Annotated in this window: 22 protein-coding genes; 11 read left to right on the forward strand and 11 right to left on the reverse strand. The window is 70.3% G+C overall.

Going from position 1 to position 19,143, the window contains the following annotated elements:
- Nucleotides 1-5 precede the first annotated feature (5 nt).
- A complete protein-coding gene (locus tag ACBJ59_RS13990; protein WP_375110579.1) occupies nucleotides 6-155 on the reverse strand; it encodes a putative ATP-grasp target RiPP in 150 nt (49 codons plus the stop codon).
- A gap of 161 nt (nucleotides 156-316) precedes the next feature.
- Between ACBJ59_RS13990 and ACBJ59_RS13995 the strand changes: the two genes are divergently transcribed.
- Nucleotides 317-1,141, forward strand: a complete 825-nt coding sequence (locus tag ACBJ59_RS13995) for a patatin-like phospholipase family protein (RefSeq protein WP_375110580.1) — start codon at nucleotides 317-319, stop codon at nucleotides 1,139-1,141.
- A 92-nt stretch (nucleotides 1,142-1,233) separates the two neighbouring features.
- On the opposite strand, the gene ACBJ59_RS14000 is transcribed toward ACBJ59_RS13995, so the two are convergent.
- From ACBJ59_RS14000 to ACBJ59_RS14010, 3 genes are all read right to left on the reverse strand, one after another.
- Nucleotides 1,234-2,049: an alpha/beta hydrolase gene (locus ACBJ59_RS14000; RefSeq protein WP_375110581.1), complete on the reverse strand. Its 816-nt coding sequence runs from the start codon at nucleotides 2,047-2,049 to the stop codon at nucleotides 1,234-1,236.
- Nucleotides 2,050-2,118: 69 nt separating this feature from the next.
- Nucleotides 2,119-3,288, reverse strand: a complete 1,170-nt coding sequence (locus tag ACBJ59_RS14005; protein ID WP_375110582.1) for an acyl-CoA dehydrogenase family protein — start codon at nucleotides 3,286-3,288, stop codon at nucleotides 2,119-2,121.
- A gap of 97 nt (nucleotides 3,289-3,385) precedes the next feature.
- Nucleotides 3,386-4,585: a cytochrome P450 gene (locus tag ACBJ59_RS14010; protein ID WP_375110583.1), complete on the reverse strand. Its 1,200-nt coding sequence runs from the start codon at nucleotides 4,583-4,585 to the stop codon at nucleotides 3,386-3,388.
- Nucleotides 4,586-4,689: 104 nt separating this feature from the next.
- Between ACBJ59_RS14010 and ACBJ59_RS14015 the strand changes: the two genes are divergently transcribed.
- The 4 genes from ACBJ59_RS14015 (at nucleotide 4,690) to ACBJ59_RS14030 (ending at nucleotide 8,317) form a co-directional block, all read left to right on the forward strand.
- Nucleotides 4,690-5,223: a hypothetical protein gene (locus ACBJ59_RS14015; RefSeq protein ID WP_375110584.1), complete on the forward strand. Its 534-nt coding sequence runs from the start codon at nucleotides 4,690-4,692 to the stop codon at nucleotides 5,221-5,223.
- Nucleotides 5,224-5,243: 20 nt separating this feature from the next.
- Entirely contained in the window at nucleotides 5,244-5,675 is a 432-nt protein-coding gene (locus tag ACBJ59_RS14020) for a YbjN domain-containing protein (protein ID WP_375110585.1), read from the forward strand.
- A gap of 286 nt (nucleotides 5,676-5,961) precedes the next feature.
- Complete coding sequence (locus ACBJ59_RS14025; RefSeq protein WP_375110586.1) at nucleotides 5,962-7,062, forward strand: hypothetical protein; 1,101 nt, start codon at nucleotides 5,962-5,964, stop codon at nucleotides 7,060-7,062.
- Nucleotides 7,013-8,317 carry an epoxide hydrolase family protein gene (locus tag ACBJ59_RS14030; protein WP_375110587.1) on the forward strand — a complete coding sequence of 435 codons (1,305 nt, stop codon included), beginning with the start codon at nucleotides 7,013-7,015 and terminating at the stop codon, nucleotides 8,315-8,317. The genes ACBJ59_RS14025 and ACBJ59_RS14030 overlap by 50 nt, the downstream gene beginning before the upstream one ends.
- Before the next feature lie 58 nt (nucleotides 8,318-8,375).
- On the opposite strand, the gene ACBJ59_RS14035 is transcribed toward ACBJ59_RS14030, so the two are convergent.
- From ACBJ59_RS14035 to ACBJ59_RS14045, 3 genes are all read right to left on the reverse strand, one after another.
- Nucleotides 8,376-8,810: a calmodulin-binding protein gene (locus ACBJ59_RS14035; protein WP_375110588.1), complete on the reverse strand. Its 435-nt coding sequence runs from the start codon at nucleotides 8,808-8,810 to the stop codon at nucleotides 8,376-8,378.
- Nucleotides 8,811-8,993: 183 nt separating this feature from the next.
- Complete coding sequence (locus ACBJ59_RS14040) at nucleotides 8,994-10,124, reverse strand: PQQ-dependent sugar dehydrogenase (RefSeq protein WP_375110589.1); 1,131 nt, start codon at nucleotides 10,122-10,124, stop codon at nucleotides 8,994-8,996.
- A 124-nt stretch (nucleotides 10,125-10,248) separates the two neighbouring features.
- On the reverse strand, nucleotides 10,249-10,983 hold the full coding sequence (locus tag ACBJ59_RS14045) for an SDR family oxidoreductase (protein ID WP_375110590.1): 735 nt from the start codon (nucleotides 10,981-10,983) through the stop codon (nucleotides 10,249-10,251).
- Between the two features lie 119 nt (nucleotides 10,984-11,102).
- On the opposite strand from ACBJ59_RS14045, the gene ACBJ59_RS14050 reads away from it, so the two are divergent.
- From ACBJ59_RS14050 to ACBJ59_RS14060, 3 genes are all read left to right on the forward strand, one after another.
- Nucleotides 11,103-11,801: a TetR/AcrR family transcriptional regulator gene (locus ACBJ59_RS14050; RefSeq protein ID WP_375110591.1), complete on the forward strand. Its 699-nt coding sequence runs from the start codon at nucleotides 11,103-11,105 to the stop codon at nucleotides 11,799-11,801.
- A 171-nt stretch (nucleotides 11,802-11,972) separates the two neighbouring features.
- A complete protein-coding gene (locus ACBJ59_RS14055) occupies nucleotides 11,973-12,524 on the forward strand; it encodes a hypothetical protein (protein ID WP_375110592.1) in 552 nt (183 codons plus the stop codon).
- On the forward strand, nucleotides 12,521-12,859 hold the full coding sequence (locus ACBJ59_RS14060; RefSeq protein WP_375110593.1) for a tail fiber domain-containing protein: 339 nt from the start codon (nucleotides 12,521-12,523) through the stop codon (nucleotides 12,857-12,859). Before ACBJ59_RS14055 ends, ACBJ59_RS14060 begins: the two co-directional genes overlap by 4 nt.
- Nucleotides 12,860-12,990: 131 nt before the next feature.
- Here the strand turns inward: ACBJ59_RS14060 and ACBJ59_RS14065 are convergent, their stop codons facing one another.
- From ACBJ59_RS14065 to ACBJ59_RS14080, 4 genes are all read right to left on the reverse strand, one after another.
- Nucleotides 12,991-14,655, reverse strand: a complete 1,665-nt coding sequence (locus ACBJ59_RS14065) for a VanW family protein (RefSeq protein WP_375110594.1) — start codon at nucleotides 14,653-14,655, stop codon at nucleotides 12,991-12,993.
- A gap of 532 nt (nucleotides 14,656-15,187) precedes the next feature.
- Complete coding sequence (locus ACBJ59_RS14070) at nucleotides 15,188-16,168, reverse strand: NlpC/P60 family protein (RefSeq protein WP_375110595.1); 981 nt, start codon at nucleotides 16,166-16,168, stop codon at nucleotides 15,188-15,190.
- 437 nt (nucleotides 16,169-16,605) lie between these two features.
- Nucleotides 16,606-17,304, reverse strand: coding sequence for a cupin domain-containing protein (locus ACBJ59_RS14075; protein WP_375110596.1), 699 nt, complete (start codon nucleotides 17,302-17,304; stop codon nucleotides 16,606-16,608).
- Nucleotides 17,305-17,309: 5 nt separating this feature from the next.
- Complete coding sequence (locus ACBJ59_RS14080) at nucleotides 17,310-17,459, reverse strand: hypothetical protein (RefSeq protein ID WP_375110597.1); 150 nt, start codon at nucleotides 17,457-17,459, stop codon at nucleotides 17,310-17,312.
- A gap of 187 nt (nucleotides 17,460-17,646) precedes the next feature.
- On the opposite strand from ACBJ59_RS14080, the gene ACBJ59_RS14085 reads away from it, so the two are divergent.
- From ACBJ59_RS14085 to ACBJ59_RS14095, 3 genes are read left to right on the forward strand one after another with little or no spacing between them, the layout of a single operon-like run.
- On the forward strand, nucleotides 17,647-17,928 hold the full coding sequence (locus tag ACBJ59_RS14085; RefSeq protein ID WP_375110598.1) for a metal-sensitive transcriptional regulator: 282 nt from the start codon (nucleotides 17,647-17,649) through the stop codon (nucleotides 17,926-17,928).
- Between the two features lie 17 nt (nucleotides 17,929-17,945).
- Complete coding sequence (locus ACBJ59_RS14090; protein WP_375110599.1) at nucleotides 17,946-18,158, forward strand: heavy-metal-associated domain-containing protein; 213 nt, start codon at nucleotides 17,946-17,948, stop codon at nucleotides 18,156-18,158.
- A complete protein-coding gene (locus tag ACBJ59_RS14095) occupies nucleotides 18,155-19,132 on the forward strand; it encodes a hypothetical protein (RefSeq protein ID WP_375110600.1) in 978 nt (325 codons plus the stop codon). Before ACBJ59_RS14090 ends, ACBJ59_RS14095 begins: the two co-directional genes overlap by 4 nt.
- Nucleotides 19,133-19,143 lie beyond the last annotated feature (11 nt).

The following is a 19,143-nucleotide window of genomic DNA, read 5'->3' on the forward strand; positions in this document are numbered from 1 at the left end:
GCCCGTTAGATCAGCCACCACTCGTAGGGCACGTCGTTGAGCGTCCAGGCGCTGGCCTGCCACTCCTTCCGGGCGCTGCCGGACACCGCGCCCAGCTCGGCGTCCGTAAGTTCGGCACCCTCGAAGGGCAGGTCGTCAATCAAGATCTTCGACATTCGTCATTCCTTCCGGCCGCCCGTGCGGCGGCGCTCATGGACTCGCGACGAGAAATCTAGGAACGATCTCTTGGAAGTCACTTGGGACCCACAGGCAACGCACCATCGGCCCGTCCTCGGTGGGATCGTGAGAGCAGAGGTCGCGGCGACGTGGAGGGCTGATGAGCGAGAGCGTGCGGGCACTGGTGCTGGGCGGCGGGGGAGTCGCCGGGATCGCCTGGGAGACGGGCGTGCTGGCCGCGCTCGCGGACGGTGGCGTGGACGTCACCGGCGCCGACCGGATCATCGGCACGTCGGCGGGCTCCACCGTGGCCGCCCAGATCACCAGCGGCCTGCCGCTGCCCGACCTGCTGGCCCGGCAGGCCGACCCCGCGCTGCAGACTCCCGAGCTGCCCAGCGGGGTGCCGATGGACGAGCTGTGGGCCATGCTCCTGCAGATCAACGAGGGCCCGCTCGATCCCGTCGTGAAGCGGCGCGAGGTCGGCGCGATGGCGCTGGCCGCGTCCACGGTCAGCGAGGCCAGGCGGCGCGCGGTGATCGAGGCCCGGCTGCCCGTGCACGAGTGGCCCGCCCGGGACCTGGTGATCGTGGCCGTGGACGCCCGCACCGGCGAGCCACGCCTGTTCGGACCCGGCTCGGGAGTGGGGCTGGTGGACGCGGTCGCGGCGAGCTGCGCGGTCCCGGGCGTGTGGCCGTGCGTGACCATCGACGGGGCGCGCTACATGGACGGCGGGGTGCGTACGAGCACGAACGCCGACCTCGCGGCCGGGTTCGACCGCGTGCTGGTGCTGGCCCCCATGCCCGAGCTGGGGGAGCCGTCCTGGACGCGGCTGAAGGGCACGGTCGAGGTGATCGAGCCGGACGCGGTCTCGCTGGGCGCGTTCGGCGACAACCCGCTCGCGCCGGAGGTCCGCACGCCCAGCGCCGAGGCCGGCTACGCCCAGGGCCGCGCCGCGGCGGCCCGGGTCGCCAGGATGTGGCACTGAGGCGGCACTGAGGCGGCACTGAGGCGGCACCCGGGGGCGGCACTGGGGCGGCGTCGTCGGGCGGCCTTCGCGTCGCCCGACGACCTTCGGGCTCACCCGCCGGCGAGGACCTTCCGCAGCACCTCCGCGAACTCCTCGGGCTGCCCCATGAACCCGCCGTGATCCCCGGGGAACTCCGCCGGCACCGTGCCAAGCAGCTCGGCCAGCGTCACGGAGGTCCGGTGGGTGACCAGCTGTCCCGACTCCACCCCGACCCCGATGACGACCCGGGCTGGACCGGCCTTCAGCGCGGCGATGTCGGGCACGAAGCGGGTCGTGCCGCGCAGCTCGTGGGCGAAGAACCGGGCGCCGTCGAGCAGGTCCTGCTCCGACGGCTCTCCGGGCGGCCCGGCGGGAGCACCCTCGTCACCCTCGCCGAACCCCGCGTTCCCCATGAACTTCGCGAAGGCCGCCTCAAGCCCCGCTCGGTGGAAGGTCTCGATCATGTCGTCCACCGCGGCCCGCTGCTCGGCGGCGTCGGGCAGCAGCTCCACCGAGGGTGGCTCGTGCGCGACGAGCGTACGCACCCGGCCGGGGTGCCGCGCGACCAGGGCCAGCCCCGTCACCGCGCCGCCGCTGCTGCCGAACAGGTCGGCGGACTCCGCCCCCATCGCGTCGAGGATGGCGGCGACGTCGTCGGCGCGCAGCTCGGGGGTGGAGTCCTGCGTGGGGTCGTCCAGGACGCTGCCCGAGATGCCCCGGGGGTCGTGCGTGACGACCGTGTGGTCGGCCGCCAGCGCCTCGGCCAGCGGCACGAAGTGGGCCGCGGCCATCGGCGCGCCGACCAGCAGCAGCAGCGGCCCCGAGCCGCGTACCTCGTAGCGCAGCCGCACGCCGGGACGCTCCAGGAAGTGGGTGGCGGTCGTCATGGCGGGTTCAACCTTCCTCCGAGGTCACGTGTCGGACATTGGACCTCCGCCGCCCGGAGAACTCATCGGTCATGGACCCTCCAGGGTGGTGATCGCCCACGACTGGCCCTGCGCCAGGCCGGCCAGCTCGCGGCCGCACTCCTGGAGCATCTGCGGTCCTGCCAGGATGTGCTGGGTGCCGGCGTGCACGTCCCTGAACAGCCGCTGGATCAGCCCGTCGCGCAGCGCCGAGGTGCCGCCCGACGCGTACACGAACCTGGCCACCTCGGCGAGCATCGCAGTGAGGTGGTTGAGCGTGAGCCGCATCATGCTCTCCTGGCGTACGTCGAGCGTCCCGCCCGAGTCCAGGGTGCGTTCCGTGTCCTTCCACGTCTCGCGCACCAGGGCCTTCGCCGCGCGGAACTTCGCCTCGGCCCGGGCGAAGTCGGCGTGGAAGGCGTCGGTGTCGGCGATCTGGCCCGGCCGCCCGGTCCGCGCCGCCGCGTAGCGGGCCAGCTCGTCGAGCAGCCGCCGGCCGACGCCGAGCGCCCAGCCGGTGTGGCAGATCAGCGCCTGGTCGAGCAGGCCGAGCCGGTAGATCGCGCCGCCGCGCAGCGGCTCGGCCAGGTCGAAGACGTGCGTGTACGGCTCCGGTACGAAGGCGCCGTCGATCGAGTAGTCGATGCTGCCCGTCGCCCGCAGGCCCAGGACGTCCCAGTTGCCGAGCATCTTGACGTCCTCGACAGGGGTGATGAAGATCCGTACCTCGTCGGTGCCCTCGATGGCGCCCAGGCTGTGGGCGTACTGGGAGTGGTACATGCCCGAGGCGAAGCCCCACTGCCCGCTCAGGCGGAAACCGCCGTTCTCGCGTACGGCGATGCCCGCCCGCGTGCCCTGGCCCGCGATCAGCGGCATCCGGGGGCCCTTGAACATCTGGTCGACGGCCTCGTCACCCAGGTACGCGCCGGCGGTGCCGTTCTCCAGGTTGGTGGCCATGACCACCCAGCCCGTCGAGGGGTCGGCGTACGAGAGCTGTTCGAAGACGGCGAGCAGTTCCCTGGGGGACGATTCGGCACCGCCGAGCGCCTCGGGCACCCAGAGGCCGAAAAGTCCCGCCTCGTGCAGGGCGTCCACGACGGGGGTGGTGAGCCTGCCCAGCTTCTCGGCCTCGGCCGCCTCCCCCTCGATCAGCGGGCGCAGCTCGCGGGCGCGGTCCAGCAGGGTGGTCCCGGCGGAGTGAAGTCGCGGCGTATCGCTCATTTCCAGGTGCTCCTGTTCCTGATCGTCGGCGCTCTTACTCCGTCAGATCACGTATGCGGCACGTTGTCCATAGCCCCGAGTGCCAACCTCCCGGAGGTCAGCCCAGCGGGAGGCGGCGGACTCCGGTCATGGTCGGCGTGGGGATGAACTCCACCTTGTCCTCCGGATCGGTGCGCAGCGGGTCGAACCGGTCGAGCAGGATGTTCAGCGCGACCCGTCCCTCCAGCCGGGCCAGGGGCGCGCCCAGGCAGAAGTGGATGCCGCGGCCGAAGCCGAGATGCGGGTTGGGGTCGCGAGTGGGGTCGAAGACGTCTGGGTCGGGGAACTGGCGGGGATCCCTGTTGGCCGCCCCGAGCCAGGCCATGACCACCCGGTCGGCGGGGATCGTCACGCCGCCGAGATCGACGTCGCGGGTGGTGGCCCGGCCGAGGGCGGCGAACGGGGTGAGGAACCGCAGCGATTCCTCGATCGCGGCCGGGATCCGGGCGCGGTCGGCCCGCAGATCGTCCTGCTGCGCGGGGAAGGCGTCCAGGCACAGCACCGTGTTGCCGAGCAGCATGGTGGTGGTCACGTGCCCGGCGAGCAGGAGCACGATCGCGAAGTTGACCACCTGCTCGGCGGGCAGGCGTTCACCGTCCACCTCGGCCTCGACCAGCCTCGTGAGCAGGTCCGCGCGCGGCCGCCGCCGGCGCTCGGCGGCGTGGCCGGCGAGGTAGGCGCTCATCTCGTTCCACGGCTTCAGCGTGGCCTGGAGGTCGATGTCCTGCCGCTCGGCGGTCTCGTTGAACGAGATCTTGGTGTCGCGCTGGAACAGCGCGTCGGCCCACCGCTTGAACAGGGCACGATCGCTCGCCGGGACCCCCAGCAGCTCGGCGATGACGATGACGGGGAGCGGGTAGGCCAGGTCGGTCACCAGCTCGAACCGGCCGCGGTCGCGCGCCGCGTCGAGCAGCTCGTGGGTGACGGCGGCGATCCGCGGCTCCAGGTCCGCGACGACCCTGCGGGTGAAGGCGCTGGTGACCAGCTTGCGCAGCTTGCCGTGCTCCGGCGGGTCGATCTGGGTGATGAAGCCCTCCAGCGAGAAGTCCTCCATCTCCGCCAGCATGCTCTTGGGGACGACGCGCATGGTGTTGGAGGAGAACGTCGCCGGGTCGCCGAGCAGCTCCTGCAGTTCCGGGAAGCCGTAGACGTTCCATATGCCGGTTTGCGCGTCGAACTCGACGGGCGCGCCCGATCGCGGGCCGCGCAGCCAGAAGTGCTGCTCGGGGATGTCGTACCGCTCGACGATGTCGATCATTGACGCTCCTTCGTGGCGGGACCCTAGGTCGAGATAAGCGTACTTAGACGTCTAGATGCGCGCAATACATCTGGATGCTCCCAGCGCGTCGTTACACTTGCGGGATGCGAGGTGGGCGGCTCTTCCCCGTCGGGGAGGACTGGTACGAGTGGCGACAGGAGCCACCGCTTTCCAGCACCGTGCTCGTCCAGATCGCCGTGGCCGCCGGTGGCCGCCTGGTGCTCACCGGGCTGCGCATCGACGGCGCGCCGACGGCCGGGCTGCTGCGGTCGATCCCCGTGGGGCGCATCGAGGTCGCCGCCAACGCGCAACTCACCGCCGTCGACGACGTGATCACACCGGTGACCGTGAGCCGCCTCCGCCAGACCGAGCTGCCCTCGCTCGACGGTGAGGGCTGGGAGATGACCGCTCCCGACCGCGCCGTTCCCCGGCCGGCGCCGGTCCGCAAGCGCGGCCGTCCGGACGACTTCTACCGGGAGATCGCCGACACCTATCACGAGCTCGCCCAGGTGTCCGCACGTCCCGCGGCCGAGCTGGCCGAGCTCCGCGACGTCCCGATCACCACCGCGCACCGGTGGGTCAAGGAGGCCCGGCGGCGGGGATTCCTGCCGCCCGGGCGGCCCGGCACGCCCGGGTGAGGCGGGTGTAGCGTCGAACCGTGCCGAATCACGCACTCCTCCGGGCCAGGATCAACCGGCTCATCTCCGGGTACCTCGATGGGCAACCCCTCACCGCCGACATCTCCGCCGAGCCCGTCGCCATCCGATCCGGTACGGCGGTGGTCTACGTCCGCCTCGTGGAGGCCACGCCACCCGTCGTACGCGTGTTCTCGCCCCTCCTGCGCGGGATCGACCAGTCGCACGGGCTGCTGGCGGAGCTCAACGAGCTGAACGGGCGGCTCAGCTTCCTGCGCGTCTTCTGGCGCGACGGCACCGTGTTCGCCGCCACGGAGCTGCTCGCCCAGACGCTGACCAGTGCCGAGCTGGCCAACTCCTGCGACTGGCTGGCGGAGGCCGCCGACTACTACGACGTACGCCTGCGCTCCCGCTTCGGCGGAGACACGGCCTTCGCCGAGCGCCGTCCCTCATAGAGGTGATATTTCCCGAGATGGCAACGTCTGGACCAGGAGAAGGCAGGCACGGCGCGTCGAGGCTGACGGCAATTGCCGCGATATGCCATCGTGGCCCTGCTTTCACCTGCGCCCCTGGAATTACCGCGTGGCCGTCACGGCCATGAGCGGCGCGCCATCCATCACCCTGTGCGGGAGTCGCGGTCCGGCCCCGATTCTGGATCACCTCTGATACTGGCGCGCGCATCACCGACATGCCTGGGGGCGCCCACGCGCCCGATCATGAGGAAGGCTGGCCAGCGCAAGCATGACCGGCAGGCACCAGACCCCGACCACCACCACCGGCAGCACGACCACAACCACCGAAGAACGCAGAAGGGCACACCGTGCGCGGCTCAATGTCGCGAAGATCGTCGGCGGCGCCCTGGCCGCATTCACCGCCGCGATAGCCGCCTCGTACCTCGGGGTGGCTGGCACGATGATCGGCGCGGCCGTGATGAGCGTGGCCACCACGGTGGGCACCGACATCTACACCCACTACCTCCGGCGTACCGGCGACAAGGTCAAGCAGCACACCACGACCGGCCGGCGCAGACGCCCGGCCGACTCCGCGACGGCCTGGTGCGAGCGTGCCGCCGACCCTGCGCCGGGCCGGCGCGGGCGCCCGGCCGATCCTGCGACGGCCTGGCGCGGGCGCCCGGCTGACCCTGCGCCAAGCTGGCGCGGGCGCCCGGCCGACTCCACGCCGGCCGATTCCACGCCGGCCGACTCCACGCCGGCCGACTCCACGCCTGTCGACTTCACGCCGGCGGACGCGTCACTGACGGCGGATCCGTTGCCGGCGGGTGACGCGTCGCTGACGGCGGACGCGGCACCCGCCACGCAGCCGCCCGCCGCATCGCGCGCCCGTATGGGCTGGCTGCGCGTGGGGGCGGCCGTGGCGCTGGTGCTCACGAGCAGCTTCGGCAGCATCCAGATCTACCAGGTCCTCGCCGGCCGGACGGTGGCCGACCAGGGGAACGGCACGACCGGCCGACAGGCCGAGCCGGCCAGGCAGCACGCCCCCAAGGCCCGGCGCACCGAGCCCGCCACACACCGGCAGCTCTACCCGGCGACCCCGACCCCGTCGGCCACCCGATCACCGTCCGCCTCGACCACACCATCGGCGACCAGCACCCACACCACCCCGACACCCGGTACGACCGCCACCCCTTCGGCCACGCCCGCGTCCCCGGACGCCCCGACGACGACCGCCACACCGCAGCCCTCGGCCGCCACACCGCCCGTCCAGCCGCCCTCCGAACAGCCACCCGAGAGCATCCCGCCCTCCTCGACACCGGGAAGCCGCCCACCGGCGGATGGGGACACGGAGACCACTTCCCGGCACCGAACGCCGCAGCCACACTGATCGGACCGCATGGACCCGTACGGTGTCGGCACCAGCCGTCAGCCCGTCCGCCGCCTGGCATTACGGCATTGAATGGAGTGAGATCACATTGGCGACTTCCCTTTCCAGGAAACCTTGGCAAATCCCGGTGAACGACGAGGCGGTCGACGACCTGCGTACCCGGCTCGGACGGGTCCGCTGGCCGGACGAGATCAACGATGCGGCCTGGGGCTGGGGTGTGGACGGGTCCTACCTCCGTCACGTCGTCGAGGAGTGGGCGCGTTTCGACTGGCACCGCAAGGCGGCGGAACTCAACGAGATTCCCCAGTTCATGGCGGACGTCGAGGGTCACCGGCTCCATTTCGTCCACATCGTGGGCGCTCCGGAGACCCCCGGCCACGCACGGCTGCCACTGCTCCTGCTCCACGGATGGCCAGGCTCGTTCGTGGAGATGCTCTCGGCCGTACCGTCCCTCACGGCGGCCGCGGCGTCGCGCGGGCTCGTGCTCGACGTGGTGATCCCCTCGCTGCCCGGGTTCGGCTACTCCGCGCGCCCCACCGCCCCGGGCACGTCCCCCGAGGTGACCGCCCGGTTGTTCCACACCCTGATGGAGGGGCTCGGCCACTCCCGGTACGCCGTCCAGGGCGGGGACATCGGCGCCGGCGTAGCCATGCGCATGAGCCTGCGTGAACCCGGTGCCGTCATCGGCGTCCACCTCAACTTCCCGTCGTTCAGGTTCGAGGGCGGTACGGAGGAGCCGCCGGACGGCCCCGGGCCCCGCTACGACGCCCGCCGGGAGGCCTGGGCGCGCGAGGAGGGCGGCTACTCGCACATGCACGCGACCCGCCCGCAGACCCTCGGTTACGCGCTCGCCGACTCGCCGGTGGGCATGGCCGCGTGGATCGTCGAGAAGTTCCATGCCTGGACCGATCGGAGCGCGACGGGCGGAGCGGTCCCCGTGGGGCTCGACGAGATCCTGACGAATCTCAGCGTGTACTGGTTCAGCCAGACCATCACCTCGTCGATGCGGATGTACAAGGAGAGCGCGGCGGACCCGCTGGTGCTCTCCCCACGACGCCGCATCGAGGTCCCGGTCGGCGTCGCCGCGTTCCCGTACGAGTTGCCGATCCAGCCGAGAGAGCGGGTCGAGCAGGCCGCGAACCTCGTCCGCTGGACCGACATGCCCCGCGGCGGCCACTTCGCCGCCTTGGAGGCGCCTGACCTGCTGGCCGCGGACGTCATCGCGTTCTTCGCCGGCCTGCCCGCCGCCCGCTGAGCCGCTGACACGCCACGACCCCCCAGGGATCCCCGGGGGGTCGTGGCGTCAGCAGGCTCTAGGAGACGGGAACCTCACGGACCAGCCGGGAGCTCCACGGGCACCAGTGCCCCCCGGGCAGGAACGCGCCGCCGGCCTCGTCCAGATGGTCCTCAAGGTATTGCATGCTGGAGTCGCAGACCTCGATGGCCATCTCGAAGAAGTCGATCGTCTCAGGCTGCAGGTGGTAGCTCCACCGGGGATTGTACGCGACGGTCCTCTTGAGGATCCGGCCGTGGACGTGGATGCGCTGCGTTTCCTCGCCACTGAGGATCCGGCGCGCGTGCGCGATCTTGGCTTGATCGGTGAGCTGGAAGACGAACCGCGGGTAGCCGTTGGTGTCGGTGAACTCGAAGTAGGCCGGCCCGGCCGCATGGGCGGGGGTGGCGGCGGAGAGGCTGAGCATGGCGACCGATACGAGTGCAGCGATGATCTTGGCGGGGATGCGTGGCATGGGGGAACCTCCGATGTTGTAGGTCTCGCTCTGCGACGCCTCCATTACACAACGTAGTTGACTCAATTCATAGAGTTATTTTCGCAGGTTGGCCGGCCCCTACCCCGTGCCTGGCGTCGCGGTGTGCCGGGCCCGGGCGGTGAGGTCGCCGATGCGGGTGGCGGCTCCGGTGATGAGGACGGATCAGGAGGTGGGCCGGACGAGCTCGACGCGGAGGATCCGATCGTCGCCCGGCCGGGCGGCGGTGCCGCCCCACGTCGCTCCGTCGGTGTTGGAGGTCGTGATCCACAGAGAGCCGTCGGGTGCCGGCTCCACCGTGCGGATCCGTCCGTAGCGCTGGGCGAAGTAGGCGACGGGGTCGCCGTCCGCCCGCGGGCCGTCGACGGGCAGGCGCCAGAGCCGCTGCCCCCCGAGCGCGCCCATCCAGACGGCTCCGCCCGCGATGGCGATGCCGGACGGCGAGGCGTCGTCGGGATGGATGGTGAAGAGCGGCCGTTCGCCGTGCGAGCCGTTCCGGCCCTCGGACTCGGGCCATCCGTAGTCGCGTCCCGGGCGCAGGACGTTCAGCTCGTCCCAGGCGCGGTGACCGAGTTCGGACGCGTAGGCGGTGCCGTCGGGGCCGAACGCGATGCCCTGCACGTTGCGATGGCCGCTGGAGTAGACGGCGGTCCCCGAGGGGTTGTCCGGCGGTACGGATCCGTCGGGGCGGATCCGCAGGATCTTGCCGTTCAGCGACTCGTCGTCGGCCGCGTTCTCGGGCGAGAAGGCGTCGCCGGTGCCGATCCAGAGGTTGCCGTCCGGCCCGAAGCGCAGGCGCCCGCCGTGATGGCGGTCGGCGGTCGCGATGCCGTCCAGGACCACCCGGTCCTGGCGCAGGGAGCGCAGGTCGGGGGTGAGGCGCAGCGCCACGACGCGGTTGGTGGGCGAGGCCGACACATAGGCGTAGACGGTGCGGTCGCTGTCGAAAGACGGTGAGGCTGCCAGCCCGAGGAGACCGCCCTCGGCGCTCACCTCGACGCCGGGAACCGTGCCGATCGGCGCGGGATCGCGGCCCTGCCTGACGTGCAGGATCCGTGCCGACGACCGCTCGGACACCAGGGCGGAGCCGTCCGGGAGGAACGTCAGGCCCCAGGGCATGGTCAGGCCGCGGGCGATCTCGGTGACCTCGCCGGGGACCAGGCCGCGCGTATCCCGCGCTGTGCTGTTCTGTGACGCGCGGGGTTCCGGATTCGTACACGCGGACAGCGGAACCAGGGCGCAGAGGAGAGCGGCGACGGCGCTGAGGCGGCCGCCGGTACGTGGGATGAGAAGCATGGCGGATCTTTCCTTCATGTCGGTCGGGCGCGCCGGGCGGGGGGACGGCACGCAGTCCCCACCCGGGCCGCTACGTGGCGAACCGTCCGATGGGGGATCCCCTTCTCTATGGCCGAGCGCGGGGTCAGGCGGCGCCGCCATTGGCGAACACGATCTGGCCGTTGACCCACCGGCCGGGGCCGGCCAGGAAGGCGACGACCTCTGCGACGTCCTGCGGGGTGCCGAGCCGGTTCATCGGGCTCAGCGCGGCGATCCGGTCGATGACCTGCTGCGACTTGCCGTCGAAGAACAGCTCCGTGGCTGTGGGGCCCGGCGCCACCGCGTTGACCGTGACGTCGCGGTCGCCGAGCTCCTTGGCGAGGATCGGGACGAGGGCCTCCACCGCCCCCTTGGTCGCGGCATACGCGCCGTAGGTCGGGAGGTGCAGGCGGGTGACGCTGGTGGAGACGGCGACGATGGCGCCGCCGGGGCGGATCCGCCGCGCGGCCCTCCTCGCCATGACGAACGTGCCCCGTACGTTGACGCGCAACTGCCGGTCCAGCTCGGCCAGGTCCAGCTCGCGGGTCGGCTGCAGCGCCATCACACCCGCTGCGTTGACCACGACGTCGACAGGGCCGAGGTGCTGCTCCACGGCGTCGAAGGCGGCGGCGACCGCATCCTCGTCGGCCACGTCGGCCCGCAGCGCGATCCCGCGGGTGCCGGCCGCCTCGATCTCGCCGACGGCGGCGTCCGCCTCCTTGGCATGGGACGCGTAGACGACGGCGACGTCCTGGCCTGCCGCGGCGAGCCTGGCGGCGACGGCGCGGCCGATCCCCCGCGACCCACCGGTGACGATGGCGACCCGTGATCCGGTACTCATGAACACCCTCCTCGCTACAAGCGCTAACAATTTAAAGTTAGCATCGATAATACATCGATAACAAGATGGCGTTATCAGAAATGTTATCCATGGTGACGAACATCTGTTATCATCGATACATGACGGCGAGCATGGACAAGCGGGAGGCGATCCTCGACGTTGCGGCGGACCTGCTGGCGCGTGCGGGAAGGGACGCCGTCTCGACCAGGGCCGTCTGTAAGGCCGCCGGCGTGCAGGCGCCGATCCTGTACCGGCTGTTCGGTGACAAGCAGGGCCTTCTGGATGCCGTCGCCGGACGAGGGCTCATGTCGTACCTCGCCGAGAAACGCGGCATCACACCCAGCGGCGACCCCGTGGAGGACCTGCGGCGCGGTTGGGATCTGCACATCTGGTTCGGCCTCGCCGAGCCCGCTCTGTACTCGCTGATCTACGGGAGCCCACGACCGGGTGCCGAGCCCGACGGGGCGAAGCAGGCCGCGGAGGTCCTCGCCGGGCTGGTGCACCGTGTCGCCCTGGCCGGTCGGCTCCGCGTCCCGGAGCAACGGGCGGCGCGCGTGATCCACGCGGCGGGCCGCGGCACCACGCTCGCCTTGATCGCGACACCGGAGGCCGAACGCGACATGGACGCCGCCCGGATCGTCCGCGAGTCGGTCATCCACGCGATCACCGAACCCGCCCCGACCGGATCTTCCCGTACCGGGGACGACGTCGTGTCCGGCGCCATCGCCCTCAGGGCCGCCCTCCCGGACCTGAAGGTCCTCAGCCCCTCCGAGGGCCAACTGCTGGGCGACTGGCTCGATCGCATCATCGACGGTTAGAGAACCCGCCGGCGGTCGTCCCGAGGTGCCGGTAGGCGTCGCCCTGCCCAAGTGACTCTCTCCTGAAGGCAAGGGCAAGAGCACCTTGAGGACATGTGCCCCATGTCAACCACGTGGAATAACAATTAGTAGTCAATCAACCACGATAAGTGACATGGGAGGAACTGCATCATGTCATCCGACCCCCGGCACAGCGACGAACTCATCACCAGCATCTCCGTCTACCTGGCCACCGGCGGCGACGATCCCGACGACGGCACGCAGGGCGGCGTCTCCAACGACCGCGCGTCCATCAGCCTCGGCATCGCGGGGCGCGAGTTCGGCCTGGCCCGATCAGACGTCACCGACCAGCAGAGAGACTCCGCGGACACCTATGTCCTCGGCGAGGGCGGCAACGTCGTCAAGCCCGACTGGAACGACCCGCGCCGCCCCCGGCGCACCCTCGGCGACCTGATCGACCACCCCGTCTACGTGCGCTTCACCCCGCCGCCCGACGTCCCCGACGACGACTGGCATCTGAGCCGCGCCGACGTCACCGTCACCGGCGCCAACGGCAGCAGTGTCACCTACTCCGCCCAGCTCGGCGAGCCGGGAGTCTGGCTCGGCAGCACCTCCGGGCAGGTCGTCCACCTCGACCGCCGGCACGATTCGGCGGAAGGCACGAAGATGCGGGCGTCCGACCGGAACCTGAAGACGGCGATCACGCCGGTGGCATGGCGTTGAGCCCACCATCGCGGCCCACTCCCGCGCCGGCCGACGGCGACCGTCCTCTCGACGGCGACGAGGTCCTGGCCAAGGTCGTCGCGCTGCCCATCAGTACCTGGCGCTACAGCTGGGATGACGAGCACGTACGTCATCTGGGCCCGATGGCCCAGGACTGGTGGGCCGCGTTCGGGCTGGGCGGCACCGACACGGCCATCAGCTGCATCGACGCCAACGGCGTCGCTCTGGTCGCGATCCAGGCACTGCATCGCGAGCTCCAGGCCCTCAAAGCCGCGCATGACGGGACGGGCCAACCGCCTCGCGACGCTCGGGGGGAGACACCGGCCACCGAATAGAGCGAACAGCACGCAGCGAGTTACAGACACCGGCGCTCCCGGGAACTCCTTCCCGGTCCGTCCTCCCGGCCGACCCACACCGATGCGGCCATCTCACCTGCCGTGCAGCTCAACTGTCCGCGATCGTCGACCTAGGACTTCGTGCAGGTAAGGCGGGGCTCGACGTCGTACACGGTGTGGAAGCGCTGCTTGCGGAGGACTTTCCCGTCCTTCTTGAAGATGCGCCACACGTCGATGGCGAACCCCTCCGCGCCCTCCATGGGGATGCACTCAGGATCGGAGTCGGTGAGCTCCGTGACGGGCTTGACGTTGTAGCGCCCGGAACTCTGCGATTCGATCTCGTAGCGCTTGGTGCTCCAGAAATCCACGGTGATGGAGGTGCCGGTGTACGACGTCTTGATGAGCACCCCGTACTTCGAGTCGTTGCGCCAGCGGAAGTCCGGTTGCGGATACGAGACCGTGGACTCGCGACCGGCCGGGTAGCGGGAGATGTAGAACTGGTGGGCACGATGCTGGACGTCTTCGAAGCCGCCGAAGAAGACGGCGTTGAACATGGTGGTGGCGAACTGTGAGACGCCGCCACCGACGTCGTTGACGAACCGGTTGTTGAGGATCATCGGCGCCTCGACGAACCCACGCGCCCTGTCCCGCCGGCCGACCACGCCGTTGAGCGAGAACGTCTCCCCGGGCTGTACCACGTAGCCGTCCACGATATCGGCGATGCGGTGGATGTTGGTCACGCGCGGGGCGCAGCAGGGGTGCTGGGTGGTGTACGAGCTGACCTTCTGCTTGACGCCCAGCTTCTTCGCCTCGGCGGTGGTCACCCGCGGTTGCCGCGCCACCGCGGGCAGCTCGACGCGCCGGTCGTCTGCCGTCACGGCCTCGTTGATCGCCGGACCGAGCGCCTCGACCTCGGCGCCACGGCCCGCTCGTGAGGGGATGACCAGTGGCCGGCCATTGACGATCTTGAAGGAGGCGTCCTTCGGCGGAGTGCTCACCAGGGCCTTGGCCAGGGCCGGGGTGACGTCGGAGGCGTTGAAGGAGGGCCGCAGGCCGCCCTTGCCGTCGGAGACGAAGCGGAGGCCGGCGGCCAGCTGCTCTCTCGACACGGTGGCTTCCTTGCCGCCGCTGGCGACCGTGACAGGAGCCGCGACCGCCGTGCGCGCGGTGCTCGCGGCGACGCGACGGACCTCGGCGGCGGTAAGGGCGGGTGGCGTCACCTGAACGTCCAGTTCGGCGGAGGTGAGGCCGGCCACGAAGGCGGCCCGTACGGCCTGCGCCGACCCGTCGCGATCCAGCGTCCGGCCAGGCTTCGGCAGTGTGGCTCGCGGTTCCAGCCCCTGGTAACGGATGCCGCCCTCCACCGGCTTCTTGTCCACGGACTTGGCCAGGCCGGCGAGTCCGGCGGCGAGCCGCTTGTCGTCCACGGTGACCACGGGACGGATCTGCCGGGTGCCGAAGAGGGAGCGGGCGATGCCCACCGGCGTGGTGGCGCCCTCCATCGCGGCCGCGACCGTCGCCTGCGTGTCGAAGCCCAGCCCCAGCTCTGCGGGCGTGAGCTGTTTCCGCTTGTTCGCCGCGATCAGCGTCATCGGCTGCGTCAACCGCCCGCTCAGGCCCTCTTCGAGGCGGGCGCGAGCGGATTCGGATGGCAGCCCGCCGATATCGATGTCGTTCACCCGGGTGCCGGGAGGGACCTTCCCGGCGAGCGCGATGGCGGGCACGACGTAGGCGAGCGCCGCGATGATGACGACGGTGGCCAGGATGAGCACGAGCGGCGAGCGCAGGACGCTCATGAAGCCGCCGGACCTACGACGGGGGTTGGGCCGGGGAGCGCTCATGGGGCTGCCGGGCGGAAGACGTCCGTGCTCACCCGCGGCCCGCGCAGGATGGTCGCGTAGCTACGGTCCAGCTCGGCGCCGCTCTCGGACACGGTCGCCCGCGTGCGTTCGGCGTCGCTGCCGTGGATGAGGCCCAGGCGCGGGTCGGTGGCCTGCGGGTCGTCGGGGTGGCCACCGATCAGGTGGCCTTGGACAGGCCGTAATGGCCTGCCGGGCAGAGGACCCCGTCCCCCGGATCGACACCCAGCCCGTGGATGCGGCCGATACCCTGATCGTCTTGTCGCATCACGGGAGATGTCCACACTGACGGTCTTCGCGTCCGGATGTGCGGCTGGGACGAGCAGGGCAAAGACGCCCTCGCTGCGACGCACGTCCAGGATTCGCATGCAGTCTCCCTCCGGCGCGCTGGCCAGTGTGGTGTATTTCTACCACTCGCCGGCACTGGCGGCCTGTCGGGCACCACATGCCAGGGACATCGGCGGTCCGCTCAGGGACGAACAGCGCCGAGCAGGCGGTTGCGCCAGTAGTCGTCGAGGTCGACCACCTTGATGATGTCTCCGGTCTGAGGAGCGTGCACCATCTTCCCGTTGCCGGCGTACATGCCCATGTGTCCCAGTCCCTTGCTGAAGAGCAGGTCTCCAGGCTGCAGCGCGTTCAGGGGCACGCGTCGGCCGGCACCCCAGGCCCATTGGGTCCAGGTCGTCCGGGGCAATTCGACCCCGCCGGTGCGCCAGGCGGCCTGGGTGAGGCCGGAGCAGTCATAGGAGCCGGGCCCGGTGCCGCCGTATCGGTACGGTTTGCCGACCTGCCCGAAGGCGAACTGGAGCGCGAGGCGGGCGTTGCCTGAGGCCGGGCCGGTGTATTGGATGCCAGGGCTGTTGGGGTCGCCCGCCTGGAAGGTGCCCAGCCGTCGCAGGAGCTTGGTCTGTTCGTCGACCAGCTTGTCCACCTTCGCCTTCTCACCGCGCACCCTGTCGCGTGCGTCGTCGGTCTCCGACAGGACTTGTTCGGCCTCGGCACGTCGATCCCGCAACTCCTTCGTGGTCGCCTCGTAGGCACGTATCTTGGCCGCCCTGTCCTGTGCCAACTGCTCGAGAGCGGCCATGCTGCTCAAGGCCGTTCCCGGGTCGCCCTGGAAGGCGAACCCCTGCCAGCCCGTGAGCGGGCCGTTCTGGTAGCCGTTGATCGCTATCGCGGTGAGTTCTTCGCGGAGAACCTTCGCTTGGGCGTCCTTGCGGCTGAGCTCGGTGTTGAGGGTCTCGTACTTCTTCTTGGCCGTCTTGTACGCCTCGTTCGCCTGGTTGTACCGCTCAACGAGCTGATCGGCCTGTTCGTTCAGCTTCACCAGTTTGGCCCGGACCTTGGCCGGTGACGGATCGGCGAAAGCGTCGCCGGGGGTCGCGGCCAGTGCGATCAAGGCTAACGCTGCGGCTACCGCTGCTCGCCCGAGCCTCGTCCACACGGCCACTACGATGCCTCCTCGTAAGTATCCGAACCTGGGGCGAAATAGTACAGAAAGCGAGGAGGTCATCCCCCAGTTCCGGGCAACTTGCGCCATCCACGCGACGTACTACGGCTGATAGCGGATGAACGCCTCTGCCTCACGGACGGCGGGCCGCTCAAAGACGTCGAACGTCGTGGCGTCGGTGTCGCGCAGAATCCTGGTCGCGTGTGACGTGCATGCGGGCCTTGGGTCAGGACTCGCCAGGCTGACAGGTCAGCGAAGACGTGTGCTCACCTGGCCGGAGTGCCATGGCTGCCACGGTCGTGCGCCGGGCGGGCGCTCGACGACCACGGTAATCCGATCTTGAGGGAAGCCCCGTGGTCGGCGGGTGACAGCCGGGGCGTTCCGCTTGGGCCTGGCGGGGGAAGGCCGGTACGCGGCCGGCCTCCCCCCGCCGGTCGTCACGGGCGAGGTGCCCGGCGGTCCCGACGCGCCTCGAGCTCTTCCGCGCTCACCGGTATGACCACCGGCTGCCCGGGCACACCGAGCAGCGTGGCGAGGTATACGGTCTCGGCGTCCGGGAGGTTGTTGCCGCCCTGGTAGTGGATGACGTCGCCGCCCGGCTCCCAGAACGTCTCTCCGGCCTTGATGACGCGCTCCGGTTCGCCCTCCAGCTCGAAGATCATCTCGCCTTTGACCACGTATCCGAACCCGGGGCCGGTGTGGCGGTGCGGCGGGTTGCCCGGGCTGCCGGGCGGCAGAGTGATCAGGACGGTCGTCGCCACGGCATTGTCAGGGATCGGCGTGTTCGGGACCGATGCGAGGATCTCCACCGTCGGCGGCGGAGTCGCATTGGAGTTTTCGCTACTCATGATGGGAACCTCACGTGGTGCGGTTGTGTGGGCTTTCCTCGATAACGACAAGGCGGCACGGGGATCTGTGACAGCCGGATCAGCCCGAAACCTTGCCGGCCCGCTCCCGGCCGATCCATTCCGTACAGCAGAACGCGGCCTGCGTTCATGCGGCTCCCAGTCGGGCAGCAGCACGAACGCCAGGGCGGCGAGCACGATGCCCGGTGTCATCGGCCACGGGGTGGCGTCGATGCTGGAGGCCGAGACGATGGCGAGAACCAGCACGGCCCCGAGGGCGAACCCGATCATCCTCGTCAGCCGTGAACCGCACCACGTCGAGGGCCCGATCCGGCGCGGTCGAACCTCCCGCCACCAGGGGGCGCGACGCTGAGCAGGCTGAGGAACAACGAGGCCAGCAGCACGCCCGCCGCCCCGACGAGGCGCAGGCTGCGATCCTCCGCCAACGCGCCGAAGATCGGCTGTCTGACCGATGACAAGATCGAGTGGACGGCCACGATCAGGACCAGCGGGACCGGCCCCAGATCGAACCGGGCTCGCGACGTCGGCAGCAGGGCACTGCCTTCCGTTGCAGGGAATACGGTAGGGGGGTATGGTGTTGTTCTGAGCGATCGACAGGGGAGAGGGGTGGACATGGCCGGATACAGCGGCACCAAGCAGGACCACGCGATGCGGTTGCGCCGGATCGAGGGGCAGGTCCGCGGGTTGCAGCGGATGGTCGAGGACGACAAGTACTGCATCGACATCCTGACGCAGGTGTCGGCGGCGACCAGCGCGCTGAAGTCGTTCTCCCTGTCGTTGCTGGAGCAGCACCTGGCCCACTGCGTTGCCGAGGCCACCCAGAAGGGCGGCCCGGAGGCCGACGCCAAGGTCAAGGAAGCCTCCGACGCCATCGCCAGACTTGTCCGTTCTTGAGTGAAGGAGAGATCGCCATGAGCACCACCGTCACCTACACCGTCAAGGGCATGACCTGCGGCCACTGCGTCAGTTCGGTCAGGGAAGAGGTCGGAGACGTGGCCGGTGTCACCCATGTCGAGGTGGATCTGGCGAGCGGGTTGCTGACCGTGGACAGCGACGGCCCGGTTGACCCGGCGAAGATTGTCGCCGCGGTGGAGGAGGCCGGTTACGAGGTGGCGAAGCAGTGAACGCCGCGACCAAGCTTGGTTCTTACGTTTTGGGGCTGGCCGTGGTGTTCGGCGGCGCGCTGGGCGTGGGCAAGGTGGTGGGGCCGGTCGGGTCGCCCCCGGCCGAGGACCACGCCGCGATGGCGGCCCCGGTCGCGAGCCCGGCGCACGGCGATGAGCACGGTGCCCAGCCGGCGGAGAACGATACCCCCGGGGGGCTCCAAGTGTCCGAGAACGGCTACACCCTCAATCCACTCACCACGACGCTCAAGCCCGGCGAGCCCACCGACTTCCGCTTCTCGGTGACCGGCCCCGACAACAAAGCCGTCACCGACTACCAGGTTGAGCACGACAAGAAGTTGCACCTCATCGTCGCCTCCCGCGACCTTGGGACGTTCCGGCACGTGCACCCGGAGATGGCGCCCGACGGCGTCTGGTCGGTCAAGCTGACCTTGCCCAGCGCGGGCGCGTACCGGGTCTTCGCCGACTTCGCGCCCACCGGCGGCAGCGCCCTCACGCTGGGCGCCGACCTGGTCGCGACCGGCGACTACCGGCCGGAGGCGCTGCCCAAGCAGAGCCGCACCGCGAAGGTCGACGGATACACCGTCAGCCTGGACGGCGAGCTGACGCCGGGGCAGTCCAGCAAGCTCACCCTGAAGGTGAGCAGGGACGGCAAGCCGGTCACCGACCTGCAGCCCTACCTCGGCGCCTACGGCCACCTGGTGGCCCTGCGCGCCCGGGATCTGGCCTACCTGCACGTGCACCCGGACGGGGAGCCCGGCGACGGCAAGACCGTGGCGGGCCCCGAGATCGTCTTCTACGCCGAGGTGCCGAGCACCGGCGACTACCGGCTGTTCCTCGACTTCCAGCACGAGGGGAAGGTCCGTACCGCGGACTTCACTCTGGGCGCGGGCGAGCGACCGGCCATCCCCGAGGCCACACCCACCCCCACGCCCACATCCGATGGGCACGCCGATGACGGCCACGGCCACTGAGCGAGAGGAAG

Source organism: Nonomuraea sp. MTCD27 (assembly GCF_041950495.1).
Taxonomy (GTDB): domain Bacteria; phylum Actinomycetota; class Actinomycetes; order Streptosporangiales; family Streptosporangiaceae; genus Nonomuraea.